The organism is Intestinibacillus sp. NTUH-41-i26, from assembly GCF_032769475.1.
GTDB lineage: Bacteria > Bacillota > Clostridia > Oscillospirales > Butyricicoccaceae > Agathobaculum > Agathobaculum ammoniilyticum.
Map to the genome: position 1 here is coordinate 1,176,554 of NZ_CP136477.1, position 26,073 is coordinate 1,202,626.

Sequence of the window (26,073 nt, forward strand, 5' to 3'; positions counted from 1 at the left end):
TAGGAGGATCCTTACATGAAACAGAGAATAACAGCGATGCTTCTGGCGCTCGCCCTGTGCGGCAGCTTGGCAGCCTGTGGCAATGCGGAAGATACCGGCCGCGCAGAACAGCAGGAAGAGAACCAGACAGTGGATACCATGAAGCCGGACGCCCAGCCGGAGACGGAGCAGCAGGAGGACGAGGACAAGCCCTCTACGGATGCGCCGCAGACAGAGGAAGTGCCGGAAAAGCAGCCGGCTGCGCCCGGTGGCGCTTCCTCTGGCGGCGGAAGCAATACGTCTAATCCGCCGGCGGCCAGCGGAAGCTCGGGCGGAAGCACGCCGGCCACACCGCCGGCCTCGACCCCGTCCCCTGCGCCGCAACCCGAGCCGGAACCGGCGCCCGAACCCCCCAAACCGACCGCCGCGCAAGCATCGGGCTATGTAGGCTCGTCCGCTTCCGCAATGGAAAGCGCCCTCGGCTCGCCCAGTTCCAAGACCTATTCGCCGAGCTGCATGGGTGAGGGTGAAGACGGTATTTGGACCTATGACGGGTTCACGGTCTATACCTACCGCGAAAACGGTTCGGAAACCGTCGAGGCGGTACAGTAAAAGAGCAAGCCCCGTTCCGTGGGATACCACGGAACGGGGCTTTTGTAAAATGGTTGACACGATGGAGCGTGTGGATTATAATATAGATACTAAATTACTGATTTACTAAAGAGGATACGATATGAAAATACCAACGACACTGAAGCATAAGCCGGTCGTTACCGTGGAGAATTATGAAAATGTAGATGGGCGTGCGGCCTATCACAGCGACGCAAAAGGGCTGTCCCTTGGGCTGGCGCAGTGGAACGACCGCGGCCGTGTGGATATTTCGGCCAAGGTTTGGCGTTATACAGGGGAAAAATGGTCGCGCCAGTCCGAGGAACTCCCGTTGCACCGCGTACTCGATCTGGCCATCCTGATCTGCCGCGCGCGCGGCTATTTTGCGGATGCCTACCGCTTTCCCAAGCTGTATGATGAAGCCGCGCCGCAGATTGATCGGATTGGTGTGCAGGGCGATGCGATGACCGTTTCGGTCTGCACGGAAAATCCTATGATAGACGAGGATATCAGGCTGTTCTCAGAAGCCCTTTCGCGTGATGATGAAATGCTTGCGGAGCGGCTCCATCTTCTGAGCAATTTGCTGCAGGAAATGGGATATGGGCGGCGCAGTCGGGAATAAAAAAGAGGGGAATGAAAGCGATGGCTTTCATTCCCCTCTTTCCTGCAGGCTGCGCACCGGACGGCAGGGGTTGCCAACGGCCAACACACCGGCAGGGATATCTCGATTAACGACGCTGCCCGCGCCGATCACCGTGTTATCGCCGACCGTCACGCCGGGGAGGACGCAGACGTTCCCTCCGATCCAGACGTTACTGCCGACTCGGATGGGCTTGGCATATTCAAGCTCCGCATTGCGCTGGGCAACATCAAAAGGATGCGCCGCGGTATAAAAGCCGCAGTTGGGGGCGATAAAGACATGCTCGCCAAAAACGACGGGCGCGGCGTCCAGGATCACAAGGTTGTGGTTGGCATAGAAGTGTTCCCCCACATGGATATGAAAGCCGTAATCACAGAAAAAGGATGGCTCGATCAGGACGTGCGTGCCGCAGGAGCCGAGCAAACCACGCAGCAGCGCGTCGCGTTGGTCGGCCGCAGAGGGCGGCAGGGAATTGTACTGGACGCATTGCTCCTTGGCAGCGTTCCGCGCGGCAAGAAGCGCTGCCTCGCTGGGGTCATACAAAGCGCCGGAAATCATTTTTTCCCGCTCAGTCATAGGGGGTTCCTCCTGTTTTTATAGGCTAATTCTGGTGGCGTACCAGTTCGTAGTCGTCTCCGGAACGGTAATAGGGACAGGCGCGCCCTTCGCGCATGACATGGTAGAATTCATCCTCGTCCAGATACGCTTCACAGACATATTCCTCCAGTTCATCGTCATACAGGTTGTACGCGCAGTCGTCGCAGCGTCCGGTCATAGCAGATCACCTCTTTTTTCTGTTAACAGAATATCATAAATGGGATAAAAGTTCAAATGGGTGCTTTTTATTTTGGGGACGATATGCTATGATGGAACAGGAAAACTATTTGGGAGCGTGAATCTCTATGAAGCTGTATACCTATCAAAAAGACAATGACGGCGTCGACCGCATCGGCGTGGGCTGCACCGGCTGGCCGGGGCTGCTTTGGCCGGTCGAAGCGTTCGGCCTGTCGTTTGCAGATATGAACGACCTGATCCGGCGCGCAACACCGGCGCAGCTTTCCCGCATGGCGGATGCGGAACAGGCGACCGAGGGGGCGGCGGTGCGGCTGGACAGCGTGCGGCTGCGCGCGCCGATACCGCATCCGGAGCAGGATGTACTGTGCTTGGGCATCAATTACGCGGACCACGCGGTCGAATCGGCGCGGTTCCATGAGGATGCTTTTCTGGTCAACCGCAAAAAAGCGGTCTATTTCAGCAAGCGCACTTATGAGGCGACCGGCTGCGGCGACCCAATCCCCTCCTATGAGGGATTGGTGGACAGTCTGGACTATGAGGCCGAGCTGGGCGTCATCATCGGCAGGGACTGCAAAAACGTTAGCGAGGCGGAGGCCGCACAGTATATCTTCGGCTATACGGTAGTGAACGACGTATCCGCGCGCAACCTACAGACCGCGCATAACCAGTGGTATTTCGGCAAGTCGCTGGATGGCTTCACACCGATGGGGCCGTGCATCCTGACCGCAGACGAGGTGGCGTTCCCGCCCGCGCTGGCGATCTCCTCGACCGTCAACGGTGAGAAGCGGCAGAACAGCAATACGGACCATCTGATCCACTCGGTCGCGGAGATCATCGCTGAGCTGACGCGCGGCATCACGCTGCGCGCGGGTACGATCATTGCCACCGGCACGCCGGCCGGCGTGGGTATGGGCTTCACGCCGCCGCAGTTTTTGAAGAAAGGCGACGTCGTCACCTGTGAGATCGAGGGCATCGGCGCGCTCACCAATACGGTGGAATAAAAACGGACATATACAAAGGGACCTTCCAAAGCGGGAAGGTCCCTTTTGCTTTGCGCCAAACGCCGGAAACCGCGGGGGAAATTTTGTGGAATGCGGACAGGCAATAGAAAAAGCGGAGTTTTTTAGCGGTTATGGCAAAGGAGAAACTGCTAAAAAAGCAAAATATTTTGCTAAGCCGAAACGGATAAGAACAAATTGATAGAAATACCGACAATACCCTGTGGTGAAAAGGCAGGGGTTACGGTTCAATATAGACAGAACAAAAAAGGAGGCGGATGCGAATGCATCGAATAGCGACCTTTGTCGAAAAGCTACCGGCGCACCCCAACGCGGAATATTATAAAGTCTACCCGCGTTCCGTGCGGCAATACCCGGGCGGTACGGCGTTCATGGCGGCGGACGAGCAGGGCTGTGATAAGCTGTATTCCTGCGGGGAAAAGGCTCCGTTCGAGGGGCTTCGGCGGGAAGCCGGAGGGACCGTTTTTTATGAATGTGAACTGAGCGCCCATAATGCCGCGGTGCTACGGGAGCTGTTCCCGTTCTGCGGGCCACAGAAAGTGCTTTCCCGAAAATGCACTTTCGGCACCGGCGACCGGCTGGGGCTGGCGACGCCCGGCCATATCGCGGCTGTCAGAAAATATGATGCCACGCCTGTTCTGGCACAGCAGTCCATGCGGGAGCTGTCGCTGACCGGCCGCACCTTCCGCGATGTAATCGATGATGTGACGTTTTATGTATTCCGAGAGGGCTATACCGGCGGCTACGGCGCGGACGGGGACCATCTGAAAACGATGGAAGAGATCGAAGCGGCGATCGGGAGCGGCTGCACGATGATTACCCTGGACCTGAGCGAGCATATACATCGTCCGGAGGAAAACCGCGGAGACGTGGATGACGCGGTAAAGGCGTACTATTTGGACCGTGCCTTTCCACTGGAGGGCGGTTATGAAATCCGCTTCAGCGAGCGGGAGCTGCGGGATGCAGTAACGATCTACGGGGAAGCGCTTGCCTTTGCGTCACAGGCCGCGCAGCGCTTTTTTAATCAGGAGGATGCGCCGGCGGAGCTTGAGATTTCGATCGATGAAACCATATTGCCGACAACACCGCAGCAGCATTTTTTCGTCGCTAATGAGCTTGTGAGAAAAGGCGTTCGTTTTGCCACCATCGCACCGCGCTTCACAGGGGAATTCCAAAAGGGAATCGACTATATGGGGGATCTGGCGCGGTTTGAAGAGGAGCTGAAGATCCATGTGGCGATCGCAAAAACCTACGGGTATAAGCTGTCTGTACATTCCGGAAGTGATAAATTCTCCATTTTCCCCTATGTGGGGCGCTGGACAGAGGGGAATTTCCATATCAAAACATCCGGCACCAGTTGGCTTGAGGCGATGAAGCTGACCGCGATGCAGGCGCCAGCGCTGTACCGCCAGATACATAAATATGCGCTGACGGTTTTTGAAAAAGCGCGCGCCTATTATCACGTCAGTGCGGACCCTGCGGCGCTGCCGGAGGTGGATCTTGTTCCGGAGGAACTGCTGCCCAAGCTGTTTGAGGAGGATAATTGTCGGCAGCTCATTCATATCACCTATGGCTATATCCTGCGGCATCCGGTATTTGGAAGCCTGCTTCGGCAGCTGTGGAAAAAGGAAACAGGCCGCTACACGGCCCTGATTGAACAGCATATGACACGCCATTTGGAATATCTGTCCGTGCCGTATACAGGGGAGTGATACCATGACAAATCAAAGCGTTCTGATGACCGCGCCGGGAGAAATCCAAATCGTTGAGGCGCCCATGCCGGTCAGGAAAGAAGGGGAAGCGCTGCTCGAGCTGCTCTACGGCGGCCTGTGCGGCAGCGATCTGGGCGCGTATCGGGGAACCTATGCCTATGCCAAATATCCAAACGTGCCAGGGCATGAGTTTTCCGCGAAGGTCGTGGAGATCGGAGAAAATGAGGCGGGGCTGCGGTCAGGCGATATCGTAACCGCAAATCCGTATTTCAACTGCGGGACGTGTTATTCCTGCAGGCGGGGACTGGTGAACTGCTGTGTGGATAATCAGACGATGGGCGTACAGCGCGCCGGCGCTTATTCGCGCTTTATCACGATGCCGGTCGAGCGGCTCTATCCGGTGGGGAAACTGGAGCCCAAGCTCGCAGCACTGGTGGAACCGTTTGCGATCGGATACCACGGCGTGCAGCAGGCGATGATACAGCCGGATGACCGCGTGCTGGTGGTAGGCGCCGGAACGATCGGCATTTTTACCATGCTGGCGGCAAAGCAGAAAGGCGCCAGGGTATACATCACCGATGTGGCTGAGGAAAAGCTGCGGATCGCGCAAAAAATGGGCGCGGATGGCGTTCTCCTGAACGACTCGCCGGAGCATTTTGCAGAGCAGGCGGCGCAGATCACACAGGGGGATGGTTTTGACGGCGCGCTCGAGGCGGTCGGCATGCCTGAAACGCTACAGCTCTGTCTGGACCATGCCGCGCACGGCGGGCATGTTGTGGTGATCGGTATTTCCAAACGGCACCTTGACCTGGATTCTAATATCATTCAGAAAAAAGAACTGATGATCCGCGGCTCGCGCAATGCACAAAAGCAGGATTTCCTGGATTTGATCGCATGGGTCACCGAGAATCAGCAGGCAGTCGCCCCCATGATTACCGACCTGTATCCGTTTACACAGGCGGCGGACGCGTTCCGCGAATTTGCGGCAGGGGCCGCCACCAAGCTCAAGGTAATGCTTCAGTTTTAATTTGTGGCAACACAAGAAAATAAAAAGGAGATGTAAGAATGAGGTACAAGAGAATTCTATCAATGGGTCTGGCAGCGGCGATGGCGGCGGGAATGCTGACAGGCTGCAGCAGCTCCGCGCAGGAAAACACCGGAAATGCGGCTTCCGGCGCGGGCGATAGCGCGGCGGAGCAGGTTGTGATCCAGTTGGGCTATGAGAACAATCCGGGCGAAGCGATCGACTTGGGGTGTAACGAATGGGCGCGGCTGGTAGAGGAGAAGAGTGGAGGCACCATGAAAATCGAGGTGTTCCCGTCCAGCCAGCTTGGCGCAAAGGTCGATTTGATCGACCAGATGCTGGCCGGAGCTCCGGTCATTACCCTGGCGGATGGTGCGTTCTATGCCGACCGCGGCGTGCCGGATTTCGGCATCCTTTTTGGGCCATATCTGTTCAGCGATTGGGAGGAGTGCTGGACGCTGACGGAGAGCGATCTCTATGCAGATCTGTGCAGTGACCTGGAGGAGCAGGGGCTAAAAATCCTTACCTCGAACTGGATTTACGGCGACCGTCACATTCTGTCCAAAAAGCCGATCCGCTCTCTGGCGGACCTGAAGGGCATGAAGATCCGTGTGCCGAGTAACGATATCCAGGTGGAGGGCATGCAGGTGCTGGGTGCGAACCCGACTCCCATGGCGCTGGGCGATGTGTATACCGCGCTGCAGCAGGGTACGATCGATGGCTTTGAACAGCCGATCACGGTTATCTATGCAGGCAAATATTACGAGGCCGCGAAGTATCTGACGCTGACCGAGCATGTGAAAAACAATACCACCTGGATTTGCGGCACGGACTTCTTCAATAGCCTGACCGCAGAGCAGCAGCAGATCCTGATCGAATGCGGAGAAGAGGCGGGCATTTACAACAATGAGCAGTATTTCCAGCAGGAGGAAGAAGCGCTGAATGCGCTGAAGGAAGCTGGTGTGGAGGTTATCGAGATAGATAAAGATGAGTTCCGCGAGGCAGCGCAATCGTTCTATCAGCTGGATAAGTTTACGTCCGTATGGTCGGACGGCCTGTATGACAGGGTTAAGGAGGCTATGGGAGCTTAACTTTTGCGGGGCCTAAGAATTCTTAGGCCCCTTCAATCTGAAAGGAGGAAAACAGATGAAAAACAAAGGCAGGCTGCTGGAGCGTCTTTTGAATCTGGATTTTGTCTTGAGCGGCGCGGCGTTTATCCTGCTGGTGCTGGTGACATTTGTCGGCGTTATCATGCGCTATCTGTTCAACAACCCGTTGACCTGGCAGGAGGAGATGCAGCTCAGCCTGATTATTTGGGTCGTGTTTTTCGGCGCCAGCGCGGCATTTCGTACAGGCGGCCATGTTGCTATCGAAATTATTGTGGACGCCATGCCCAAGCGGCTGCGGTTCGTCATTGAGGTACTGGGCTACCTTGTGACCTGTGTGGTTTTGATTTATCTGCTCAGGAGCAGCATTGATCTGGTCATGCAGATGGTGACAACCGGCCGCACCACCAACATACTGCGTATCCCGCAGCAATTTGTTTACGGCGCGTTTCCGGCGGGCTGTGTCCTGATGATTATCAACTATACCTATAGTATGTACCACTCCCACCTAAAGCGTAAGGATGCGGAAAAGGAGGAAGAAGTATGAGTATCAATCCTGTGGCAGCGGCCTCTATCATCATGCTGGTGCTGCTGTTCCTCAAGGTACCGGTATTCGCCTCGGTATTCGCCGCCGCGGCCGCTTATTTCTTTCTGATGCCGGATCTGCCGCAACAGATTGTTGTGCAGCGTATGCTAGCCGGTGCGGAGAGCATCCCGATGCTTGCGATCCCGTTTTTTGTGTGCGCGGGTACGTTTATGAACTATTCCGGCGTTACAGCGCGCGTCATGCAGTTCTGTGAGGTGCTGACGGGGCGGATGACGGGCGGCTTGGCGCAGGTAAACGTATTGCTGTCCACTCTGATGGGGGGCTTTCGGGCTCCAACCTGGCGGACGCGGCGATGGAGGCCAAGATGTTGGTGCCGGAAATGGAAAAGCGCGGCTTTTCCAAGGAATTCTCGTCGGTCGTAACCGCGTGCTCGGCCATGATTACGCCGCTGATCCCGCCCGGCATTGCGATGATCGTTTACGGCTCGATCGCGAACGTTTCAATCGGCAACTTGTTTATCGCCGGTATCGGCCCCGGGCTGCTGCTGTGTGTGACGATGATGCTTCTGGTATCCATCATTTCCCACAAGCGAAACTACAAGCCGCTCCGCACAGAGCGGATGAAAGCGTCGGACTTCATGCGCGCGCTCAAAGAGGCGGCGCTGCCGCTCTGCTTGCCGATCATTATTATCGGCGGTATCCGCCTGGGTATTTTTACACCTACCGAGGCAGGCACCGTTGCGATCGTTTACTCGCTGCTGCTCGGCGTGATTTATCATGAGCTGACGATGGACAGCTTCATAAAAGGTATGAAAGAAACGATCATCACGACCTCCGGCATCATGCTGATCATCTGTGCGGCAAACGCATTTGCGTGGGTACTGACCCGAGAGCGTATTCCGCAGATGATTACGGAACTGATCGTCGGCCTGATCGACAACAAATACATCTTCCTGATCGCGGTAAATATTTTCCTGCTGATCGTCGGCATGTTTATCGAGGGAACCGCAGCGATGATCGTACTGGTCCCGCTGCTGGCGCCGATTGCGGCGGCCTACGGCATCCATGAGATCCAGTTCGCCATGACGGTTATCTTCAATATGGCAGTCGGCTGCATTACCCCGCCGATGGGTACGCTGATGTTCGTTACCTGCGGCATTACAAAATGCAAGATTAAAAATTTTATCATAGAGGCAAGACCATTTTATGTTCTGCTGCTGGTGTGCCTGATGCTGCTGACATTCGTCCCGATTTTCTCGGTCGGCGTCCTGCAGTTATTCGGACTGGCATAAGGGGGAATCGGTTTTGGAAACGCTATGCTATCAAACCCTGCCGGACCAGAACGCATTCATACTGCGGACTGGAACGGAACGCTTTTTACAGTTTGGCGAAGGGAATTTCCTGCGCGGCTTTGTAGATTATTTTATCGACTGCGCTAATGAGCGCATGGGGTTGGACAACAAGGTGATTGTTGTCCAACCGATGTAGGACGGATTTTGCGGACATTCAAAATAAAAAAGAATGTGGAGGTAACAGACAATGGCAAAGACAATTTTTGAGGAAATGGGCGGCAAATACGAAAGGCAAGGCGATTATTTAATACCGTGCTTAACTGTACCCGCCGAAGAAGAACAGCCGATAGGCATCTGGGGACAGCGGCATTTGGATTATCTGAAGCATCACTGCAAAGTTACATACACCAATCTTCTTACAAGCGGCAGACTTAACGCTTACCTTGCCGACATTGACAGACAGGCACAGGAACGCTTTGAAAGGCTCATAGAGGGTATGAAACAGGCACAGGGCATAACGGAACAGCTAAAGGCAGAAAACGCCTTAGAATGGACAGGATGCCTCAATAACATAAGGGCTTGTGCGAGGGAGATTGTGGAAAAGGAAATTATTTTTGCATAAACAGATGATTAGTGGCAGGGGGAAATCCTGCCGCTTTTTCTGCTTTAGTTTGTCAGCTTGACAAATAAAGGGTTAAGGAATATAATTAGATTCAGTATTATACAAGGAGTTAATAAATATGCGGCAAGGTATTCTTAAATAAACTGTCAATTTGATAGTGGGAACAAAAAGTAGCAGTCCCGTTTCACTTTTAATATGGGGCTTAGTTTTTTGTACCCAGTTTAAGAATACTTTTATCATGTAATTTTATATGCCCGAAAACATATAAGTGTTTTGGGGCTATTGGAGTTATTTACCCAGTGATAGGAGTATTTATCACTGGGTATTTTTATGCCCTTTTTTGGGTGTTGATAGGAGGAAAATCACATGAAAATAATTAACTTAGGCATTCTGGCTCACGTTGACGCAGGAAAGACAACATTAACGGAGAGTTTATTGTATACCAGTGGTGCAATTGCAGAACCAGGGAGCGTAGATAAAGGCACAACAAGGACAGATACAATGAATTTGGAGCGTCAAAGGGGAATCACTATCCAGACAGCAGTGACATCTTTTCAGTGGGAGGATGTAAAAGTCAACATTATAGATACGCCAGGCCATATGGATTTTTTGGCGGAAGTATACCGTTCTTTATCCGTATTAGACGGAGCAGTATTATTAGTTTCTGCAAAGGATGGCATACAGGCACAGACCCGTATACTGTTTCATGCACTACAGACAATGAAGATTCCGACAATTTTTTTCATCAATAAAATTGACCAAGAGGGGATTGATTTGCCAATGGTATATCAAGAAATGAAAGCAAAGCTTTCTTCGGAAATTATAGTGAAGCAAAAGGTTGGGCAGCATCCCCATATAAATGTAACGGACAATGACGATATGGAACAGTGGGATGCGGTAATTATGGGAAACGATGAACTATTAGAGAAATATATGTCAGGGAAACCGTTTAAAATGTCAGAACTGGAACAGGAAGAAAACAGGAGATTCCAAAACGGAACGTTATTTCCCGTTTATCACGGAAGTGCTAAAAACAATCTGGGGATTCGGCAGCTTATAGAAGTGATTGCCAGTAAGTTTTATTCATCAACGCCTGAAGGTCAATCTGAACTATGCGGGCAGGTTTTTAAGATTGAATATTCAGAGAAAAGGCGGCGTTTTGTTTATGTGCGTATATATAGCGGAACATTGCATTTGAGGGATGTTATTAAAATATCTGAAAAAGAGAAAATAAAAATCACAGAGATGTGTGTTCCGACAAACGGTGAATTATATTCATCCGATACAGCCTGCTCTGGTGATATTGTAATTTTACCAAATGATGTTTTGCAGCTAAACAGTATTTTGGGGAACGAAATGCTGTTGCCGCAGAGAAAATTTATTGAAAATCCTCTCCCTATGCTCCAAACAACGATTGCAGTAAAGAAATCTGAACAGCGGGAAATATTGCTTGGGGCACTTACAGAAATTTCAGATGGCGACCCTCTTTTAAAATATTATGTGGATACTACAACGCATGAGATTATACTTTCTTTTTTGGGGAATGTGCAGATGGAAGTCATTTGTGCCATCCTTGAGGAAAAATACCATGTGGAGGCAGAAATAAAAGAGCCTACTGTTATATATATGGAAAGACCGCTTAGAAAAGCAGAATATACCATCCACATAGAAGTCCCGCCAAATCCTTTCTGGGCTTCTGTCGGGTTGTCCATAGAGCCGCTCCCTATTGGAAGCGGAGTGCAGTATGAAAGCAGAGTTTCACTTGGATATTTAAACCAATCGTTCCAAAATGCGGTTATGGAGGGGGTTCTTTATGGCTGCGAGCAGGGGCTGTATGGATGGAAAGTGACAGACTGTAAAATCTGTTTTGAATATGGATTGTATTATAGTCCTGTAAGTACCCCCGCAGACTTTCGGCTGCTTTCCCCTATCGTATTGGAGCAGGCTTTAAAAAAAGCAGGGACAGAACTATTAGAGCCATATCTCCACTTTGAAATTTATGCACCGCAGGAATATCTCTCACGGGCGTATCATGATGCCCCAAGGTATTGTGCAGATATTGTAAGTACTCAGGTAAAGAATGACGAGGTCATTCTGAAAGGAGAAATCCCTGCCAGATGTATTCAAGAATACAGGAACGATTTAACTTATTTCACAAATGGGCAGGGAGTCTGCTTGACAGAGTTAAAAGGATACCAGCCAGCTATTGGTAAATTTATTTGCCAACCCCGCCGCCCGAATAGCCGTATAGATAAGGTTCGGCATATGTTCCACAAGTTAGCTTAACAGCTTGCAAAAGTCATATAAAATGAGATTTGAAAGGATTAGAGACTAATTATGATGAAATGCGAATGGATATTGTGTCCTGTTTGTGGGAGCAAAACCCGTAATAAAATTAGGAAGGACACTGTTTTGGAGAATTATCCCCTTTATTGTCCAAAATGCAGACAAGAAAGCTTGATTAAAGTTGACAACTTGAAGATAACTGTCATCAAAGAGCCAGACGCTTAAGACGCAGAGCCGATGAAATTGTGGAACAATTCACGAATCATCGGCTCTTTTTGTTTCGTATTTGAAAGAACAAACTCACCAAATAAAAAAAACGATATTCGGGTGGGTTATTTTGTTATACCCTAAATTACCCTCTGAATTTGTTTTTAAATTTGGAGGGATTTTTTTATGTTCTTTTTTCGGGCGGTTATTCATCTGCTCATACGAAGTAAAATTTATCAATACATAGCATATCAGAGAATGGCAGGAAACCAGTTAAAAAAATTTCTGCCAGTGCAGCGGTACTTCTCACCTTGAAAGTGGAAGTACAATCTCCATACAACAGAATTTGTATTTCCCATAACCGTGAAGGTCACAGAGCCTTTGCGGTTTTTCTTTTGTCGTTTTTTGTTGGAAAGTGCCGCAGGGCTGTTTCTGGTGTGCGTTGCCGCTCCCCGCCTCTCCATCTGGATTTTTACATTTCAAAAATTCAGATTGGAGGTATTAGCGGTGAAATACGCACCAAGAAAAGTATATATCAAAGAAAGCGGCGGCTATGTGGAACTGTCCTATACGGATTTCTGCCGCCGCAGGCAAGCCGACAAGGGATATATGGACAAGCTGTTTATCCCCGTCCAAGGTTGTCTGCTTGAAGTCGTAAGGGAGCAATATGCGGACTTCTACCGTGACAGGGAGCGGTGGCGTTACCTGCAAAAATTAGATGCGAGGAACAGCCTGCTATCTCTGGACGGATTTACGGACAGCGAGGGGAATCCTCTGGACTTTATCGCTGATGAAGCGGCGGACATTGCGGAAACCGTTGTCAATGCTGTTATGGTGGACAGGCTGAAAGCCGCCCTGCCTTTGTTGTCGGATAGTGAGCAGGAGTTGATACAGGCAATCTTTTTTGACGGACTTTCCGAGCGTGAAGTCGGGGCGAGGTTAGGCATAACCCAGAGCGTTGTGAACAAACGCAAAGCCAGAATCCTAAGAAAACTAAGAAAGATAATAGAAAATTAAAATTTAAGGCGTTCAGCCCCCTTGTTTTTTCCTTTGGGAAAATGAGGGGGCTTTTCTCTGCCCTCTCAATCAATTCTGATTGGAGGAAGAAAGAATGGCATACAACCACGGACGGGAGGACAGGAAATGGCGTATCTGGAAAGAAGCGGAGGAAAAGCTGCTGCGTGAGTGCGGCGTTGATGAAGTGACCATTGAGCAGATACGCATAGCGGACAGGGCAGACTTCAATTCCAACAGGCGGTTTTACCGATGGACGAATGACGTTGCGGAATACCTTGAGGACATGGCAGACAGGGAGCGGCAAGCGGAGGTGAATACAGTTGCGGAGTTACTGGACGAGATTGAGAGCGAAAATCTCTATCAAGTATTAGTCACGGTGGACGGGCGTACCTTGAAAATCGTCCTGCTGAAAATGCAGGGGTATTCCACAAAGGAGATTGCCCCACTTGTGCATTTGACGACTGGTGCCATCTATGCGAGGTTAGACCATCTGCGGAAGAAGCTTCGGAAAATTTTGTAAGCGTCTAATACATCCCATTATTCTGCGGGCTACTGGGTGGGGAGTGGAATCTCCCCGCTTATTTTTGGCAGGAGGAAAACGGGATGGCATATAAAGCTAAGGCGTACACGCTTCGGGAGGAATCCACGGAAAGCGGTATAAGGTATTTTATCAGTTTTAAGGACGGGCAGGGGGAACACCACGAACTGGAAGTATCCGAGCAGTTATTCTTTGAATTTCGGCAGATGGAACGCAGGAACAGGAATCTTCTCCAATGGGACGAGCGGCACAGGGAGTTTTCGGAAGTATGGGACGAAACGCTGAACAGGCGGGCGTTAAAGCTGCCTAAGAGCATTGAGGAACAAATGATTGAAGCAGAACGGGCGGAACTGCTCTGTAAGGCGGTTGACAGACTGCCAGAGATACAAAGGCGACGTTTCCTGCTCTACTACGAGTATGAGTTCAATTTTTACCAAATCGCCGCTATGGAGCATTGCACCGCTTCTGCAATACAGAAATCCGTTGCTGTTGCAAAGAAGAAAGTAAAAGCGGAAATGAGGAAATATCTCCAACCATGACCGACACCGCCCGAAAAAGAAATCTGTTTTTTATTTGTGTGGGATTGGCGGTATTACATACTCTCACTTTTTTCGTGGGAGTAAATCTATTTTTAAGGAGGTCAACGCCTATGTGCAACAAAAACAAGATAACTGCCCGAAAGGAGGAAACCCATGCAGAAGTTACAGACAGTCAACGCCGAAACGCTCCTTTATGAGCCGCTTGAGAAGCCGTCCTTTGTGGTGGACAGCCTTATCCCCACAGGCTTGTCGCTGTTCTGCGGCTCACAGAAGATAGGCAAGAGCTGGCTCATGCTGAAGCTGTGCTTATGCGTGTCGCAGGGAATCCCCTTATGGGACATGACGACAATGGAGGGCGATGTGCTTTACCTCTGCCTTGAGGACACGTTCTGCCGCATACAGGACAGGCTGTTCCGTTTGACGGACGAAGCGAGCGGGCGGCTTCATTTTGCCGTGGCAAGCTGCAAGCTGTCAGACGGTCTTATCGTGCAGCTTGAGGATTATCTGAAAGACTATCCAGACAGCAGGCTCATTGTCATTGATACCTTGCAGAAAGTCCGTACAGCTTCAAAAGACAACGCCTATGCAAGCGACTATGGGGACATCTCCCTAATCAAAGATTTTGCCGACAGGCACTCTCTGGCGGTCATTGTCGTACACCACATCCGAAAGCAGAATGACAGCGATGTGTTCAACAAGGTGTCTGGGACGACAGGCTTAACGGGGAGTGCGGACGCTACCTTTGTTCTGGAAAAGGAGAAACGGGCATCTGACACCGCCAAGCTGTATGTAACGGGCAGGGACACGCCCTATCAGGAATACACGCTCCGTTTCCGTGATTGCAGTTGGGAACTTGTGGAGAGGAAAACGCAGGAGCAGCTTGCGAAAGAAACGATACCAGATGTCCTTTTTCGGTTGGTGGATTTTATGAGGGATAAGGAAGAATGGGCAGGCACGGCAACGGAGCTGTTAGCCGCTATGGGGGAAACGGAAACCATACCCACGGTGATTACGAAATGGCTGAATGAATATCACACCACATTTTTAAGCGAGAACCGTATCTGCTACCAGTACAGCCGCAGGAAAGACGGCAGGCAGATTGCCCTTGCAAGGAGGGCGGGTGACAGCGGTGACGGCGGTGACAGCGATATTGGGATACCCCCTGTTACTGTCATTGACGCTTAAAGCCATGTAAAGTTGGCGGCTCTGCCCTGCGGGTGACAGCGGTGACGGCAGTGACAGTGATTTTAGGATACCCTGCCGCTGTCATCCCTACGGGAGAACACCCCGCAAACGCAAAATGCAGGCGTGGGATTCACCCGCCCTTTTCGGGCGTGTAAAATCACCCCTGCGGTCAGAAAAATCTCTCCGATTTTTCCGACTGCGTTTACAGGGTGTAACACACTACACTTTGCCCTGCAAAGAGCCGTGTGCCAGACGTTCCCTCTGGACTCCCTTATGGCAGGTCTTACGCCCTGCTATCCTACGCCTTGCGGCTTCGGATAAAAGAACGGCGGCATGACGGTTACAGCTCTTGCGAGGGAGTATCCCAAAAACACCGTCACCATCGTCATGACCGTCATGCAGGGGATAAGGGTGACAGTTACGGCAATCGGCAGGGGGCATCCCAAAACTGCCGTCACCACCGTCACCGCTGTCACCCAAAGGGCAGTTACCCGCCGAAGAAAGGAAGATGATGGATTATGCCCTATGCAATCCTGCGTTTCCAGAAACGCAAAGCGGGCGGCGTTGCGGCTTGCGAACGCCACAACGAGCGGAAGAAAGAAGCCTACAAAAGCAACCCAGATATCGACATGGAACGCTCTAAAAATAACTATCATCTTGTCGCACCGCCAAAGTACACCTATAAGAAAGAGATTAACCGAAAGGTAGCCGAAGCAGGGTGCAGGACAAGGAAAGACAGCGTGATGATGGTGGAAACGCTCATCACGGCTTCACCAGAATTTATGAACCAGTTACCGCCCGAAGAACAGAAAGCGTATTTTACGATGGCTCTGGATTTCATTTCGGAGCGTGTCGGGGAGCAGAATATCCTCTCCGCAGTCGTCCACATGGACGAGAGAACGCCCCATATGCACCTCTGCTTTGTGCCGATTACACCAGACAATAAGCTGTCCGCCAAAACAATTTTAGGCAATCAAAAGAGCCTGTCGGAGTGGCAGACCGCCTACCATGAGCGGATGTCCTCACGTTGGAATCAGCTTGAGAGAGGTCAATCTTCGATGGAAACCAAGCGGAAACACGTCCCCACATGGCTCTATAAGTTGGGCGGCAGGCTTGATAAGCAGTATGGGGAAATCGTGTCTGCCCTGTCCGACATCAACGCCTTTAACGCAGGGAAAAAGCGTGACAAGGCTCTGGAACTGGTTGCCGCATGGCTGCCCGAAGTGGAGAAATTCTCTAAGGAAATCGGCAGACAGCAGGCGTATATCGACAGCTTAAAGGAGCAAATCGGGCAGGAAGCCGACTATGCAGGGCGTATGCGTGATGAAAAGTACGAGCAGGAATTAAAGGTGCAGAAAGCCAACCAGAGGATATTTGAATTGCAGAGAACCAACGAGCAGATGGGGCGGCTGCTCTCAAAGATACCGCCAGAAGTGTTGGAAGAATTACAGAGAACAGGCAGAAACAAATCAAGAGAAAGGTAAAAAGTGAATGAAGAAACAGGATTTTAAGGTGTTAAAGACCAAAGATTTATACCCGTTTCCCGACAATCCGTTTCATGTTGTGGAGGATGAAACGCTGTCAGAGTTAGCGGAAAGCATCAAGGAATTTGGCATTGTCACGCCGATAATCACACGCCCGAAAGAGGACGGGAACGGTTATGAAGTGATTGCGGGGCAGCGGCGTGTCCGTGCGTCCGAACTTGCAGGTATAAATACCGTGCCTGCATTTGTCCTGCCCTTAGACCGTGACCGAGCCATCATCACCCTTGTAGACAGTAATTTACAGCGTGAAAATATCCTGCCATCGGAGCGGGCGTTTGCCTACAGGATGAAATCCGAAGCCATGAAGCGGCAGGGTTTCCGCACAGACTTAACCTCGTCACAAGTTGTGACGAAGTTGCGGACGGACGACAAAGTGGCACAGGGCTTCGGCGTGGGCAGGATGACCGTCCAGCGTTTTATCCGCCTGACGGAACTGATACCGCCGATTTTGCAGATGGTGGACGAGGGGAAAATCGCCCTCACACCTGCGGTGGAACTGTCCTTTTTGAAGAAAGACGAGCAGGAAAATCTCTTTGCCACGATGGAGAGCGAAGAAGCAACGCCCTCACTCTCACAGGCACAGCGGATGAAAAGCATGAGCCAGAGCGGGCAGCTTGACATGGATATGATATTTTCCATTATGACGGAGGAAAAGGGAAACCAGAAAGAAACCTTGAAAATCAACACAAGCAAACTGAAAAAATACTTTCCGAAGGACACAACGCCGAAGCAGATGGAGGAAACCATCATCCGACTTCTGGAACGTGAGTTGCAGAGAAAACGGAGCAGGGACAGCCGCTAACCTTCTTTTTTCGGGAAGTAAATGCAGGAATTTGGAACAGAAGAAAGACAGAATTTTAAGGAGAATGAGGTAAGGAATGAAAGAAATCCAGTATGAGATTGTAAAGGAAATCGCCGTATTGTCTGCGAGTGACAGCGGCTACACAAAGGAAATCAATCTTATTTCATGGAACGGGAGAGAGCCGAAATATGACATCCGCAGCTTTTCCCCGAACCGTGAGAAGTGCGGAAAGGGTATCACGTTGAACGCTGATGAAGCAGCGGCACTCCTTGAAGCATTACAGAAAGAAGTAAACAGCGGGGATTGATGGTATCTGATTGACAGGGCGGGGCGTTTCCAGACGTTCTCCTGCCCTGTCTGGAAAGGAAGATTTAAGTATGGGCGAGGATAGGAAAACAACTGGAAGAAGAAAGCGTATTGTGCCAAAAGGGCAAGTACAAATGATTATCAGTCGAGAATATATCGGCACACAGACCGTTGCAGAAGCGTTTGTCCCGATTATCTCCGAGGATATTCGGAAGAAGATTGCCGAGGGCGACACCTTCGACAATGAGGGGCTGTCCGCTTAGAATGTACGCAATGGAACATGAAAACGTTAGGACAGATATGGAGGTTTTACAGTATGGCAGGAATAAGAACGGAGAACAAGATTTATGAAGTCGGCATTTACTGCCGCTTATCAAAGGACGATGGCACGGATAACGAGAGTGCGAGCATTGCGACACAAAAATCCATCCTCACGGATTATGTGAAAAGGCAGGGATGGCATTTAGCAAAAACGTATGTTGACGATGGCTACTCTGGAACAAATTTCCAAAGACCAAGTTTCCAGAATATGATTAAGGACATTGAAAACGGGCTGATAAACTGCGTGATTACAAAAGATTTATCCCGTCTGGGGAGGAACTATCTTGATTGTGGGTTATATCTGGAAGTCTTTTTCCCAGAGCATAACGTGAGGTATATAGCGGTCAATGACGGCGTGGACACCTTAAACAAATCCGCTATGGACATCACGCCTTTCCGCAACATCCTAAACGAAATGTATTCTGCCGATGTGTCAGTCAAGATAAAATCGGCGTACCGTGCGAGGTTTCAGCAGGGGAAATTCATGGGAACAACAGCCCCTTATGGCTATGTCAAAGACCCTGCCGACCACAACCATCTGCTGATAGATGACAAAGTTGCCCATGTGGTAAGGGAGATATTCGACCTTGCGTTAGCGGGCAACGGCATCGCCAAAATCCGCAAGCACATCAACAAACAGCATATCCTACGCCCTGCCGCTTATGCGGTGGAGCAAGGGGCAACAGGCTATGAGCGGTACTTTGAGGATAACGAGGAAAACCGTTATATTTGGAGCGAGAACAGCGTGAGGGGCATTTTAAGAAGCCCGATATATGCGGGCAACCTTGCAGGCTACAAGCGGATTGCAGCCAACATGAAAAGCAAGAAACGCCCCTCTAAGCTGCCCGAAGAATGGGAAGTGATACCAGACACCCATGAGGGGATAGTCACGCAGGAGGAATTTGACACCGTACAGCAGCTTATGACGAGCCGCAGGCGGGAGCAGAACGCAGGGGGATTTGAGAATATCTTTTCGGGCGTTATCAAGTGTGCGGACTGCGGCTATGCGATGCGGGCGGCGAGTGCCAACAGGAGGAAACGCCCCGACATCATCGACTGCGTACAATACACCTGCAATAATTATGGCAGATATGGCAATGTTATGTGTACCGCACACAGCATTGAAGCGAGGGACTTATTCAATGCCGTCCTTGCCGACATCAACCGCTTTGCGGATATGGCGGTCAATGATGAAAAGGCGGTCAGAGCCATAGAAAGGCGGCTCACGGAAACAGACCAGAGCAGGGCGAAATCATTAGAGAAAGAAAAGAAGAAGCTGAACAAACGCCTTGCGGAGCTTGACAGGCTGTTTTCCTCTCTCTATGAGGACAAGGTAATGGAGCGTATCACGGAGCGGAATTTTGAGATGATGTCGGGGAAATACCAGAAAGAGCAGCTTGAAATTGAAGCACGGCTGAAAGAGGTAACGGAAACGCTCAATGACAGCTATGAGAAATCGCAGGGCGTGAGGGACTTTCTATCCCTAATCCGCAACTATCAGGGGCTGAAAGAGTTGGACGCAACCATCATAAACGCACTCATAGACAAGATACTTGTTTCGGAACGTGAGAAACTTGCGGACGGGACAGTAAGGCAGGAAATCAAGATTTACTATAAATTCATCGGCTTTGTCGGTGAATTACATATCACACCCACAAAGCGGTGGACGGCGTTAAAGCCTAAAAATTGTACGGTGTGCGGTGTTGAATACGTCCCCAGCTCTGGAATATCAAAGTATTGTCCCGCTTGTGCTAAGAGGATACAGAGGGAGAAATCAAACGAGAGCAAACGCAGGAGTAGGGAGAGGAACCGAAGGGCATGTATTGAACTGTCCGCAAAAAATGACCGACTGATCAAGAGCGGGCTGGCGGACGTGATCAACCGACAGGACGGCCTGTACCACCTTTATCTGCGGGGCGGCGAGCCGTCGGCGCCCCAAGTGCAGAGCCGGCTGGTCAGTTCAATCAGCCGGGCGATCGACCCCTACCGTGATTTTGAAGCGTTCCTTGCCTGCGCGGAGCAGCTGGAACTGCGTTTTATTGTTTCCAACACGACCGAAGCGGGGATATCCTGCCGTACGGAGGACCGGCTGGAGGACTGCCCGGCAGCTTCCTTCCCCGGCAAGCTGACGCAATTGCTGTGGAAGCGGTATCAATGCTTTGGCCAACAAAAGGGCAAGGGGTTCATTGTTCTTTCCTGCGAGCTGATCGACCACAACGGACAGGAACTGAAAAAATGCGTGCAAACTTATGCGGGGCGCTGGGGACTGCCGGAAGACTTCCTCAACTGGCTGGAGGAGGAAAATGTGTTCTGCGATACGCTGGTCGACCGCATCATAACCGGCTATCCAAAGGAGGATGCGGAGCGCCTGAATCAGGAAAACGGTGTGGAGGACCGCCTGCTGGATACCGGCGAGCCTTTCGCGTTCTGGGCGATCCAGGGTCCGGAATGGATGAAGCAGGAGCTTCCGTTTGAACAGGCCGGACTGCCGGTGGTGATCGTCCCCGATTCATCGTATTATAAAAAGCGCAAGGTGCGCATCCTGAACGGCGCGCAGACCGGCATCTCATTGGCGGCATACCTAATGGGCAGCGACATCAGCCTGGACTATATGGCCTGCCCGCTGTGCGTCCGCTTTGTCCGCCGGATGATATACGACGAAATCATCCCATATTTGCAGTTGGACGACGCGGATATGCGCGCCTTTGCCGATCAGGTGATGGTGCGCCTGAATAACCCCTTTATCCAGCATAGCCTGCTGGCAATCTCACTCAATTCGGTTTCCAAGTGGAAGGCAAGGGTTTGGCCGAGCCTGCTGGCCTATTGGGAGCAGAATGGGGAGCTGCCGGTCTGCACGGTGTTCTCTCTGGCCGCGCTGCTCGAATTTTACCATCTGCACTCCAAAAACGCACAGGGCTACTACGGCGCGCGCGAGGGGATCCCCTATCCGGTCAGAGATGACCAGGATGTTCTGGAATTTTTCTGGGAACACCGAGAGGATACGCCGGAAAAGCTGGTGCGGTTCTGCGGGGAAACGGTGTTTCCAGAAATCGGCGGCATACCGAAACTGGCGGAACAACTGGCAGGGCTGCTTGCGGATATACGGCAGCAGGGGATCCGCACGGTATTTGACACGCTGATGGATGAATAATTTTGCTGACCTCTTTTTCTTTTCTTCACTTTTCAAAACGCCGCAGGGGTGACCCTGCGGCGTTTTGGCCGTTATGCCTGCGGCTGTCCGGCCGTCTGGTTATTTTTGTATTGACGGGGCGTTTGACCGGTTATTTTTTTGAAGATTTTGGTGAAATAGTTCTGGTCGGAAAAACCTGTCATTTCCGCAATTTTTGCCATGGAATAATGGCTGGTCTGGATATATTCGCAGGCGTGTATGATGCGCTGCCGGTTGAGGAAATCGTTAAAGGAGATGCCCATTTCCCGCTTGAACAATTCGCTCAGATAGGTGCGGTTGAGGAAAACGTGGGCGGCAAGCTGATCGAGCGACAGCTTTTCCATATAATGCGCATCAATATACTGCAGGCAGCTCAGTACGGAGGGGGACAGCTTTTTGCGGTTGGATACCGCCAGCTTCAGGAAATAGCTGATGAATGCAGCGGCGGCCTGGGTGAACTCCTCCTTGGTTGGAAGATGAAGGCAGGCGGATAAAAGGCGGTCCAGCCGGTCGAAAACCGTCGTATCGGATTCTACGGACGGACAGGCGGCGATCAGACGGTAGCCGACAACAGTAAAATATTTTTCAATTTCCTTCGGCGCGCAGAAAAGCTGATGGCTTTCTTCAATATACTGGGTAAGCGCGTCGCAGGCCTCCTGAAACTGCTGGTGGGAGAGAGCGTCGGAGATGTCCTTCAGCAATTTCATGGAAAGGAATTGCTTAGGCTCGGAGTCCGAAAGCTGGGCGCTGTCCACAACATTCAGGGAGTAATACTGCTTGAAGTGAAGTGAATCAAGCGCTTTGTTCAGGTTGTCCTGCAACTGGGTGGCCTGCCGGATGTACATTGCGGTCCATGCGGCGACTCTGCAGCCGGCCTGCCGCTCGATGCCGGCGGAAAGCGAGCCGAAATATGAGGAGGAATCGTAAGAATGACTGTATTGCTGCAGGTTGTTGCAAAACACAACGATGATTTCCCGTGTGTAAGCCAGGCATACGGCGTGAAGCCCCTGTTCATTCAATGTCAGGCTGATCATCTGCAGTATATCGGAAATACCGGCCGACGAGGGAAAGGACAGCTTGAGCAGAAAAATTGAAAGGTTCTGCGGGGAAAGCTGTGGGTCGAGTGAGAAAAGGAACGTCTGTGTGCTGGCGTTCGGCTGCGCGAGAAATTCCTGCAGGAGCAGCGACTTGTCCATCAGTTGGCTTCCTTGGGAGGGCATGTTGGACAGTGTGTGCTGAATTTTGAACTGCTGCGCTTTCTGGAGCGCGTTGGCGATATCTTCGGCATTCATTTCCGCTTTCAGGATATAGTCCGTGGCCCCTAGCCGGAGCGCCTGCTTGACATAAGAAAAGTCGTCATACGAACTGAGAATGACAATACATACCGATGGATATAGGCGCTTGACACATTCGCAAAGCTCCAGACCGTTCATAAGCGGCATTTTGATATCGGTAATAATCAGATCCAGGTCAGGGTTTTCCTGAACAAGAGACAAGGCGTCAGCGCCGTTTTCGGCCTGTAGAATTTCGAGCGTTTTTGCGGACTGCTCCAGCAAAAGCGTCATCCATTTGCGGATCAATGTGTCATCGTCCACAACCAAGATCTTCATGGTTAAATCAGTTCCTCCTGACAAGAAATAGCAGGGATATGGACAAGCACGGTGGTGCCGCCCCCTTTTTGCTGTAAAAGGTGATGCCGTAGGGATGGCCGAAATGCAGCACGATCCGGCTGTGGATATTGATCAGTCCGACGCTGGACCGGAAATCGGACTGTGCCTCATAGAAAGAGAGGACCTTATCCGTTCCGATCCCGTTGTCCGAAATTGCGATCATGATATCCTGCTGGTAGCGCTGGACACGGATGTACAGCTTCCGGTCGCCCTTCTTGGATTTCAGGCCGTGCATCACGGCGTTTTCAACGAGCGGCTGAAGCGTAAGCTTGAGTATTTTGCAATCCAGAAGGCTTGAGTCGACATCCCAGCAAACCTCGAACGGCTTGTCAAAGGAGATTTGCTGGATATCGATATAGCATTGCAGCATCCGCAGTTCGGTCCGGATCGAGCAGAACTCCTCGCTACTGGAGATGGAGTGCCTGAGCAGGGTGATAAAGGAGCAGAGCGTATGGTCAACGGTCTGCTTTTGCTCGGTATAAACGAGAAAGCGGATAGCAGTCAGGGTATTATAGATAAAATGAGGATTGATCTGCGCGTACAGGGATTGCAGTTCAGCCTTACGCTTGCGCCGCTGCTCCTCAATGATGCTCTGCATCAGCGACTCGATTTGATTGAGCATTTCGTTGAATTCACAGGCAAGCAGGCCGATTTCATCCGAGGAGGTGACGCTGACACGCTGGGAGAACGACGACTGCCTGATGCGGTGGATCTCCTGGGTCAAAAGGTTAATAGGGGAGACGAAATGACGTGAAATAATCCAAGTGAAAGCAAAAAGCGCCAGCAAAAATAGGGAGATGACTACAAGATATAAGATACGGAAACTGATATATTCACCGAAAAGATAGCTGGTGGGCAAAAAGGTGACGACCTTCCATTGTGGCTGCGATACGGTGTTATAGGTGATATGATATTTTACATTATCGATCGAGGTTATGTATGAGCCTGCATATTGGGCCCGCGCCTGTGTGGAAATCGGAAAAACATTAAGATTGTTATAGGATACGGAAGAAATGATATTGTTGTATTGATCGAATATCGCGACCGCGCTGTGGGAGGAAAGGCTGGAGCCATACAGCTTGATCAGGTCGCTTTCCAGAAAGCTCATGATCAAAATGCCGTGATTCTCCCAAGTGTCAAAGTTTTTCAAAGCGCGAATGCTGTAAATATAATTGGTCTGCGCGTTACTGTGGATGCGGTTCAGATACTCGTCCCGCACCCACAGCGTTTGCCAGGAGTTCCGCTGCAGGTCCTGATACCACCACCTCTGCTTAATTTCCGTAATGGGAACGGTATGGTCATAAACGCCGTTCCCATATATCCGTCCGTCGTTAGCAACAATGGTGAGGTGCAGGTCTACGTCAGGGATGGAGGTGTTGTACTTCTGTTGGAGCGCAATGATGTCTCTCTGTGCTGCATTGTAACCAAGCTGGTCATAAATAATGCCGTTTTGGAGCGTGTCCTCGATCATAGGATCAAGGAAGTACAGGTTGGAGATGGAATTTATCTGGTTGAAGATCCTGTCCAGTTGTACTGAGGTCTGGTTGGACTGCTCCAGACACATACGGTCGATGGACTTTTGTATGGCATAGCTCTGATAAAGCGTCAGCGGCGGCAGGAAGATCAGCAGGGGGATAATCGTTGTCAGAGTAAGCCAGTAGAAAAGCTTTTGCCGCAGAGACAGATTCCTCATAGACAAGTGGTTTCTCATAATAAAGCTCCAAAGATGGACAAGGGGTTTTCTTCATTATAGCAATTTTGTGGAATAAGTTTTGGAATATCAAAAAGAACCAGAATATTTTACTAAAAGAGCGAAATATTATAATAAAATAATCGGGATTGCGCCAATATGATATAAATTGACAGACAGTTTTCAAAAACGCGGTTTAGGCGGCCGAATGGGGGATGGAAATGCGTCGGTTACGGTTTGGCAGGCTTGCGGCGGCAGTCCTGATGGTTGCGGCGTCTTTGCTGCCGACAGTATATTTGGATAAAAAATACGAGCTGGGCGCGCAGACAATTCGGGTAAAGCCATACGAAAAACGGGATGATACGCCATATATCAAGATCGGCGTATATGCATCGCTGACAGGATATGCCTCGCTGCTTGGCCGCATGGGGCAACAGGGGATCCGGCTGGCGGTCGAGGACATCAACGGAAGCGGTGGGGTTGACGGAAAAGAGATCCGCCTGATCGAATATGACGACCAGTCCGATAGCGAGGCCGCGGTCACGGCGGTTCGGAAGATGATAGAGGAAGATCGCGTGGATGCCATTATTGGTTCCCATACGAGCGGGAATATCCTGCAAACCACCGAGCTGACCGAACAGGCTCATGTGGTGCAGATCGGGTTGGGGACAAGCTTTGTCTGGACCGGAGTGGGAAACAAATACCTGTTCCGCTCCACAGCAAGCTCGAAGTATTTTGATGAGTTGCTGTTAAGCGCGATGGAGCGTCAGGGAGCGAAACGGATCGGTATTTTATATTCAGAGACCGATTATGCGGAGAGCGGCGCCAGGCATATGGAAGCGCTGATTGAGGATTGCCCGCAAATGGAGCTGGTATGGCTGAAAAAGCATAAGATTGACGAAAACGATTATTCTACAATGTTTATGCGGCTGAATCATATGAATATCGATTCGCTCATCCTGTACACAAGCAGCGAAACCGCCAGCCTTCAGATCCGCCAGCTGCGCCAGGCCGGTTTCCAGGGCGCGGTGTATGCGCCGGAGAGCTTTGCAAACAGTGAAGTGCGCCGTTCGGCGGGAGATGCGGCGGAGGGCGTGGTATACGCCTGCGGGTACTCCATTCCGGATTCGCCTATTGAAGCGGTTACGCCGGAGGAGAGGACCTTTTTGGAAAAATTTATCCAACGCTACGGTACAATGCCGGTGGCGGAAGCGGCCTACCGCGGCTACGACGCGATGATGCTGTTAGCGGAGGCGATGCGGCGCGCGGACACGCTGGAAAGCGAGGATATTCGGGACGCGCTGGTCAGCATAAAAGGATATAAGGGAATTGGCGGGATTTTTGACTTCACGGATGGTTCGGGAGATGGTATCCAAACCGCGCGTCTGTTCCGGATAGTCAATGGAAAACCAGCCCTCTTCACGATACAGAAATAAATACCTGTTAATCGCAAGG

24 protein-coding genes and 2 pseudogenes are annotated in these 26,073 nt (G+C 51.0%); 22 read left to right on the forward strand and 4 right to left on the reverse strand.

Annotation, left to right across the window (positions count from 1 at the left end):
* Positions 1–15 precede the first annotated feature (15 nt).
* Both RX717_RS05970 and RX717_RS05975 read left to right on the forward strand, forming a co-directional pair.
* A complete protein-coding gene (locus RX717_RS05970) occupies positions 16–591 on the forward strand; it encodes a hypothetical protein (RefSeq protein ID WP_107630702.1) in 576 nt (191 codons plus the stop codon).
* Between the two features lie 121 nt (positions 592–712).
* Positions 713–1,210: a DUF6530 family protein gene (locus tag RX717_RS05975; RefSeq protein WP_054326138.1), complete on the forward strand. Its 498-nt coding sequence runs from the start codon at positions 713–715 to the stop codon at positions 1,208–1,210.
* A 27-nt stretch (positions 1,211–1,237) separates the two neighbouring features.
* Here the strand turns inward: RX717_RS05975 and RX717_RS05980 are convergent, their stop codons facing one another.
* A complete protein-coding gene (locus tag RX717_RS05980) occupies positions 1,238–1,804 on the reverse strand; it encodes a sugar O-acetyltransferase (protein ID WP_054326139.1) in 567 nt (188 codons plus the stop codon).
* Positions 1,805–1,829: 25 nt separating this feature from the next.
* A complete protein-coding gene (locus RX717_RS05985; protein ID WP_162838360.1) occupies positions 1,830–2,003 on the reverse strand; it encodes a DUF6472 family protein in 174 nt (57 codons plus the stop codon).
* 127 nt (positions 2,004–2,130) lie between these two features.
* On the opposite strand from RX717_RS05985, the gene RX717_RS05990 reads away from it, so the two are divergent.
* The 19 genes and pseudogenes from RX717_RS05990 (at position 2,131) to RX717_RS15985 (ending at position 21,240) form a co-directional block, all read left to right on the forward strand.
* Entirely contained in the window at positions 2,131–3,024 is an 894-nt protein-coding gene (locus RX717_RS05990) for a fumarylacetoacetate hydrolase family protein (protein ID WP_147573850.1), read from the forward strand.
* A 281-nt stretch (positions 3,025–3,305) separates the two neighbouring features.
* On the forward strand, positions 3,306–4,754 hold the full coding sequence (locus RX717_RS05995; protein WP_054326140.1) for a tagaturonate epimerase family protein: 1,449 nt from the start codon (positions 3,306–3,308) through the stop codon (positions 4,752–4,754).
* Positions 4,755–4,758: 4 nt separating this feature from the next.
* Positions 4,759–5,781, forward strand: a complete 1,023-nt coding sequence (locus RX717_RS06000) for a zinc-binding alcohol dehydrogenase family protein (RefSeq protein WP_107630700.1) — start codon at positions 4,759–4,761, stop codon at positions 5,779–5,781.
* Positions 5,782–5,819: 38 nt separating this feature from the next.
* Positions 5,820–6,869: a C4-dicarboxylate TRAP transporter substrate-binding protein gene (locus tag RX717_RS06005; RefSeq protein ID WP_054326141.1), complete on the forward strand. Its 1,050-nt coding sequence runs from the start codon at positions 5,820–5,822 to the stop codon at positions 6,867–6,869.
* 55 nt (positions 6,870–6,924) lie between these two features.
* The gene (locus RX717_RS06010; protein WP_054326142.1) at positions 6,925–7,431 is read left to right on the forward strand and encodes a TRAP transporter small permease; all 507 of its coding nucleotides are present in this window, start codon (positions 6,925–6,927) and stop codon (positions 7,429–7,431) included.
* Positions 7,432–7,463: 32 nt separating this feature from the next.
* Positions 7,464–8,722, forward strand: a pseudogene (locus RX717_RS06015) (TRAP transporter large permease).
* Positions 8,723–8,735: 13 nt separating this feature from the next.
* Positions 8,736–8,918 carry a hypothetical protein gene (locus tag RX717_RS06020; RefSeq protein WP_316960618.1) on the forward strand — a complete coding sequence of 61 codons (183 nt, stop codon included), beginning with the start codon at positions 8,736–8,738 and terminating at the stop codon, positions 8,916–8,918.
* A gap of 51 nt (positions 8,919–8,969) precedes the next feature.
* A complete protein-coding gene (locus tag RX717_RS06025; protein WP_001140406.1) occupies positions 8,970–9,344 on the forward strand; it encodes a TnpV protein in 375 nt (124 codons plus the stop codon).
* Positions 9,345–9,710: 366 nt separating this feature from the next.
* Positions 9,711–11,630 carry a tetracycline resistance ribosomal protection protein Tet(O) gene (gene tet(O) / locus RX717_RS06030; RefSeq protein WP_000691759.1) on the forward strand — a complete coding sequence of 640 codons (1,920 nt, stop codon included), beginning with the start codon at positions 9,711–9,713 and terminating at the stop codon, positions 11,628–11,630.
* A gap of 51 nt (positions 11,631–11,681) precedes the next feature.
* Positions 11,682–11,871: pseudogene (locus RX717_RS06035) on the forward strand (cysteine-rich KTR domain-containing protein).
* A gap of 347 nt (positions 11,872–12,218) precedes the next feature.
* The gene (locus RX717_RS06040; RefSeq protein ID WP_003085618.1) at positions 12,219–12,854 is read left to right on the forward strand and encodes a sigma-70 family RNA polymerase sigma factor; all 636 of its coding nucleotides are present in this window, start codon (positions 12,219–12,221) and stop codon (positions 12,852–12,854) included.
* A gap of 94 nt (positions 12,855–12,948) precedes the next feature.
* A complete protein-coding gene (locus RX717_RS06045) occupies positions 12,949–13,374 on the forward strand; it encodes a sigma-70 family RNA polymerase sigma factor (protein WP_000323896.1) in 426 nt (141 codons plus the stop codon).
* 83 nt (positions 13,375–13,457) lie between these two features.
* Positions 13,458–13,931 carry a sigma factor-like helix-turn-helix DNA-binding protein gene (locus RX717_RS06050; protein WP_000323521.1) on the forward strand — a complete coding sequence of 158 codons (474 nt, stop codon included), beginning with the start codon at positions 13,458–13,460 and terminating at the stop codon, positions 13,929–13,931.
* 153 nt (positions 13,932–14,084) lie between these two features.
* Entirely contained in the window at positions 14,085–15,116 is a 1,032-nt protein-coding gene (locus RX717_RS06055; RefSeq protein ID WP_001170965.1) for an AAA family ATPase, read from the forward strand.
* A gap of 518 nt (positions 15,117–15,634) precedes the next feature.
* Positions 15,635–16,600, forward strand: a complete 966-nt coding sequence (gene mobV / locus RX717_RS06060; RefSeq protein WP_001145977.1) for a MobV family relaxase — start codon at positions 15,635–15,637, stop codon at positions 16,598–16,600.
* A 7-nt stretch (positions 16,601–16,607) separates the two neighbouring features.
* Entirely contained in the window at positions 16,608–17,462 is an 855-nt protein-coding gene (locus RX717_RS06065; protein ID WP_000743701.1) for a ParB/RepB/Spo0J family partition protein, read from the forward strand.
* 76 nt (positions 17,463–17,538) lie between these two features.
* Positions 17,539–17,769: a YdbC family protein gene (locus tag RX717_RS06070; protein ID WP_000659121.1), complete on the forward strand. Its 231-nt coding sequence runs from the start codon at positions 17,539–17,541 to the stop codon at positions 17,767–17,769.
* A 133-nt stretch (positions 17,770–17,902) separates the two neighbouring features.
* Positions 17,903–18,031 carry a hypothetical protein gene (locus RX717_RS06075; RefSeq protein WP_439330296.1) on the forward strand — a complete coding sequence of 43 codons (129 nt, stop codon included), beginning with the start codon at positions 17,903–17,905 and terminating at the stop codon, positions 18,029–18,031.
* A gap of 53 nt (positions 18,032–18,084) precedes the next feature.
* The gene (locus tag RX717_RS15985; RefSeq protein WP_442908800.1) at positions 18,085–21,240 is read left to right on the forward strand and encodes a tagaturonate reductase; all 3,156 of its coding nucleotides are present in this window, start codon (positions 18,085–18,087) and stop codon (positions 21,238–21,240) included.
* Positions 21,241–21,311: 71 nt separating this feature from the next.
* Here RX717_RS15985 and RX717_RS06090 read toward each other — a convergent pair whose 3' ends face one another.
* The gene (locus RX717_RS06090; protein WP_107630698.1) at positions 21,312–22,868 is read right to left on the reverse strand and encodes a response regulator; all 1,557 of its coding nucleotides are present in this window, start codon (positions 22,866–22,868) and stop codon (positions 21,312–21,314) included.
* A gap of 7 nt (positions 22,869–22,875) precedes the next feature.
* On the reverse strand, positions 22,876–24,621 hold the full coding sequence (locus tag RX717_RS06095; protein ID WP_316960619.1) for a sensor histidine kinase: 1,746 nt from the start codon (positions 24,619–24,621) through the stop codon (positions 22,876–22,878).
* 218 nt (positions 24,622–24,839) lie between these two features.
* On the opposite strand from RX717_RS06095, the gene RX717_RS06100 reads away from it, so the two are divergent.
* Complete coding sequence (locus RX717_RS06100; RefSeq protein ID WP_161804679.1) at positions 24,840–26,054, forward strand: ABC transporter substrate-binding protein; 1,215 nt, start codon at positions 24,840–24,842, stop codon at positions 26,052–26,054.
* The last annotated feature ends 19 nt before the right edge of the window (positions 26,055–26,073 follow it).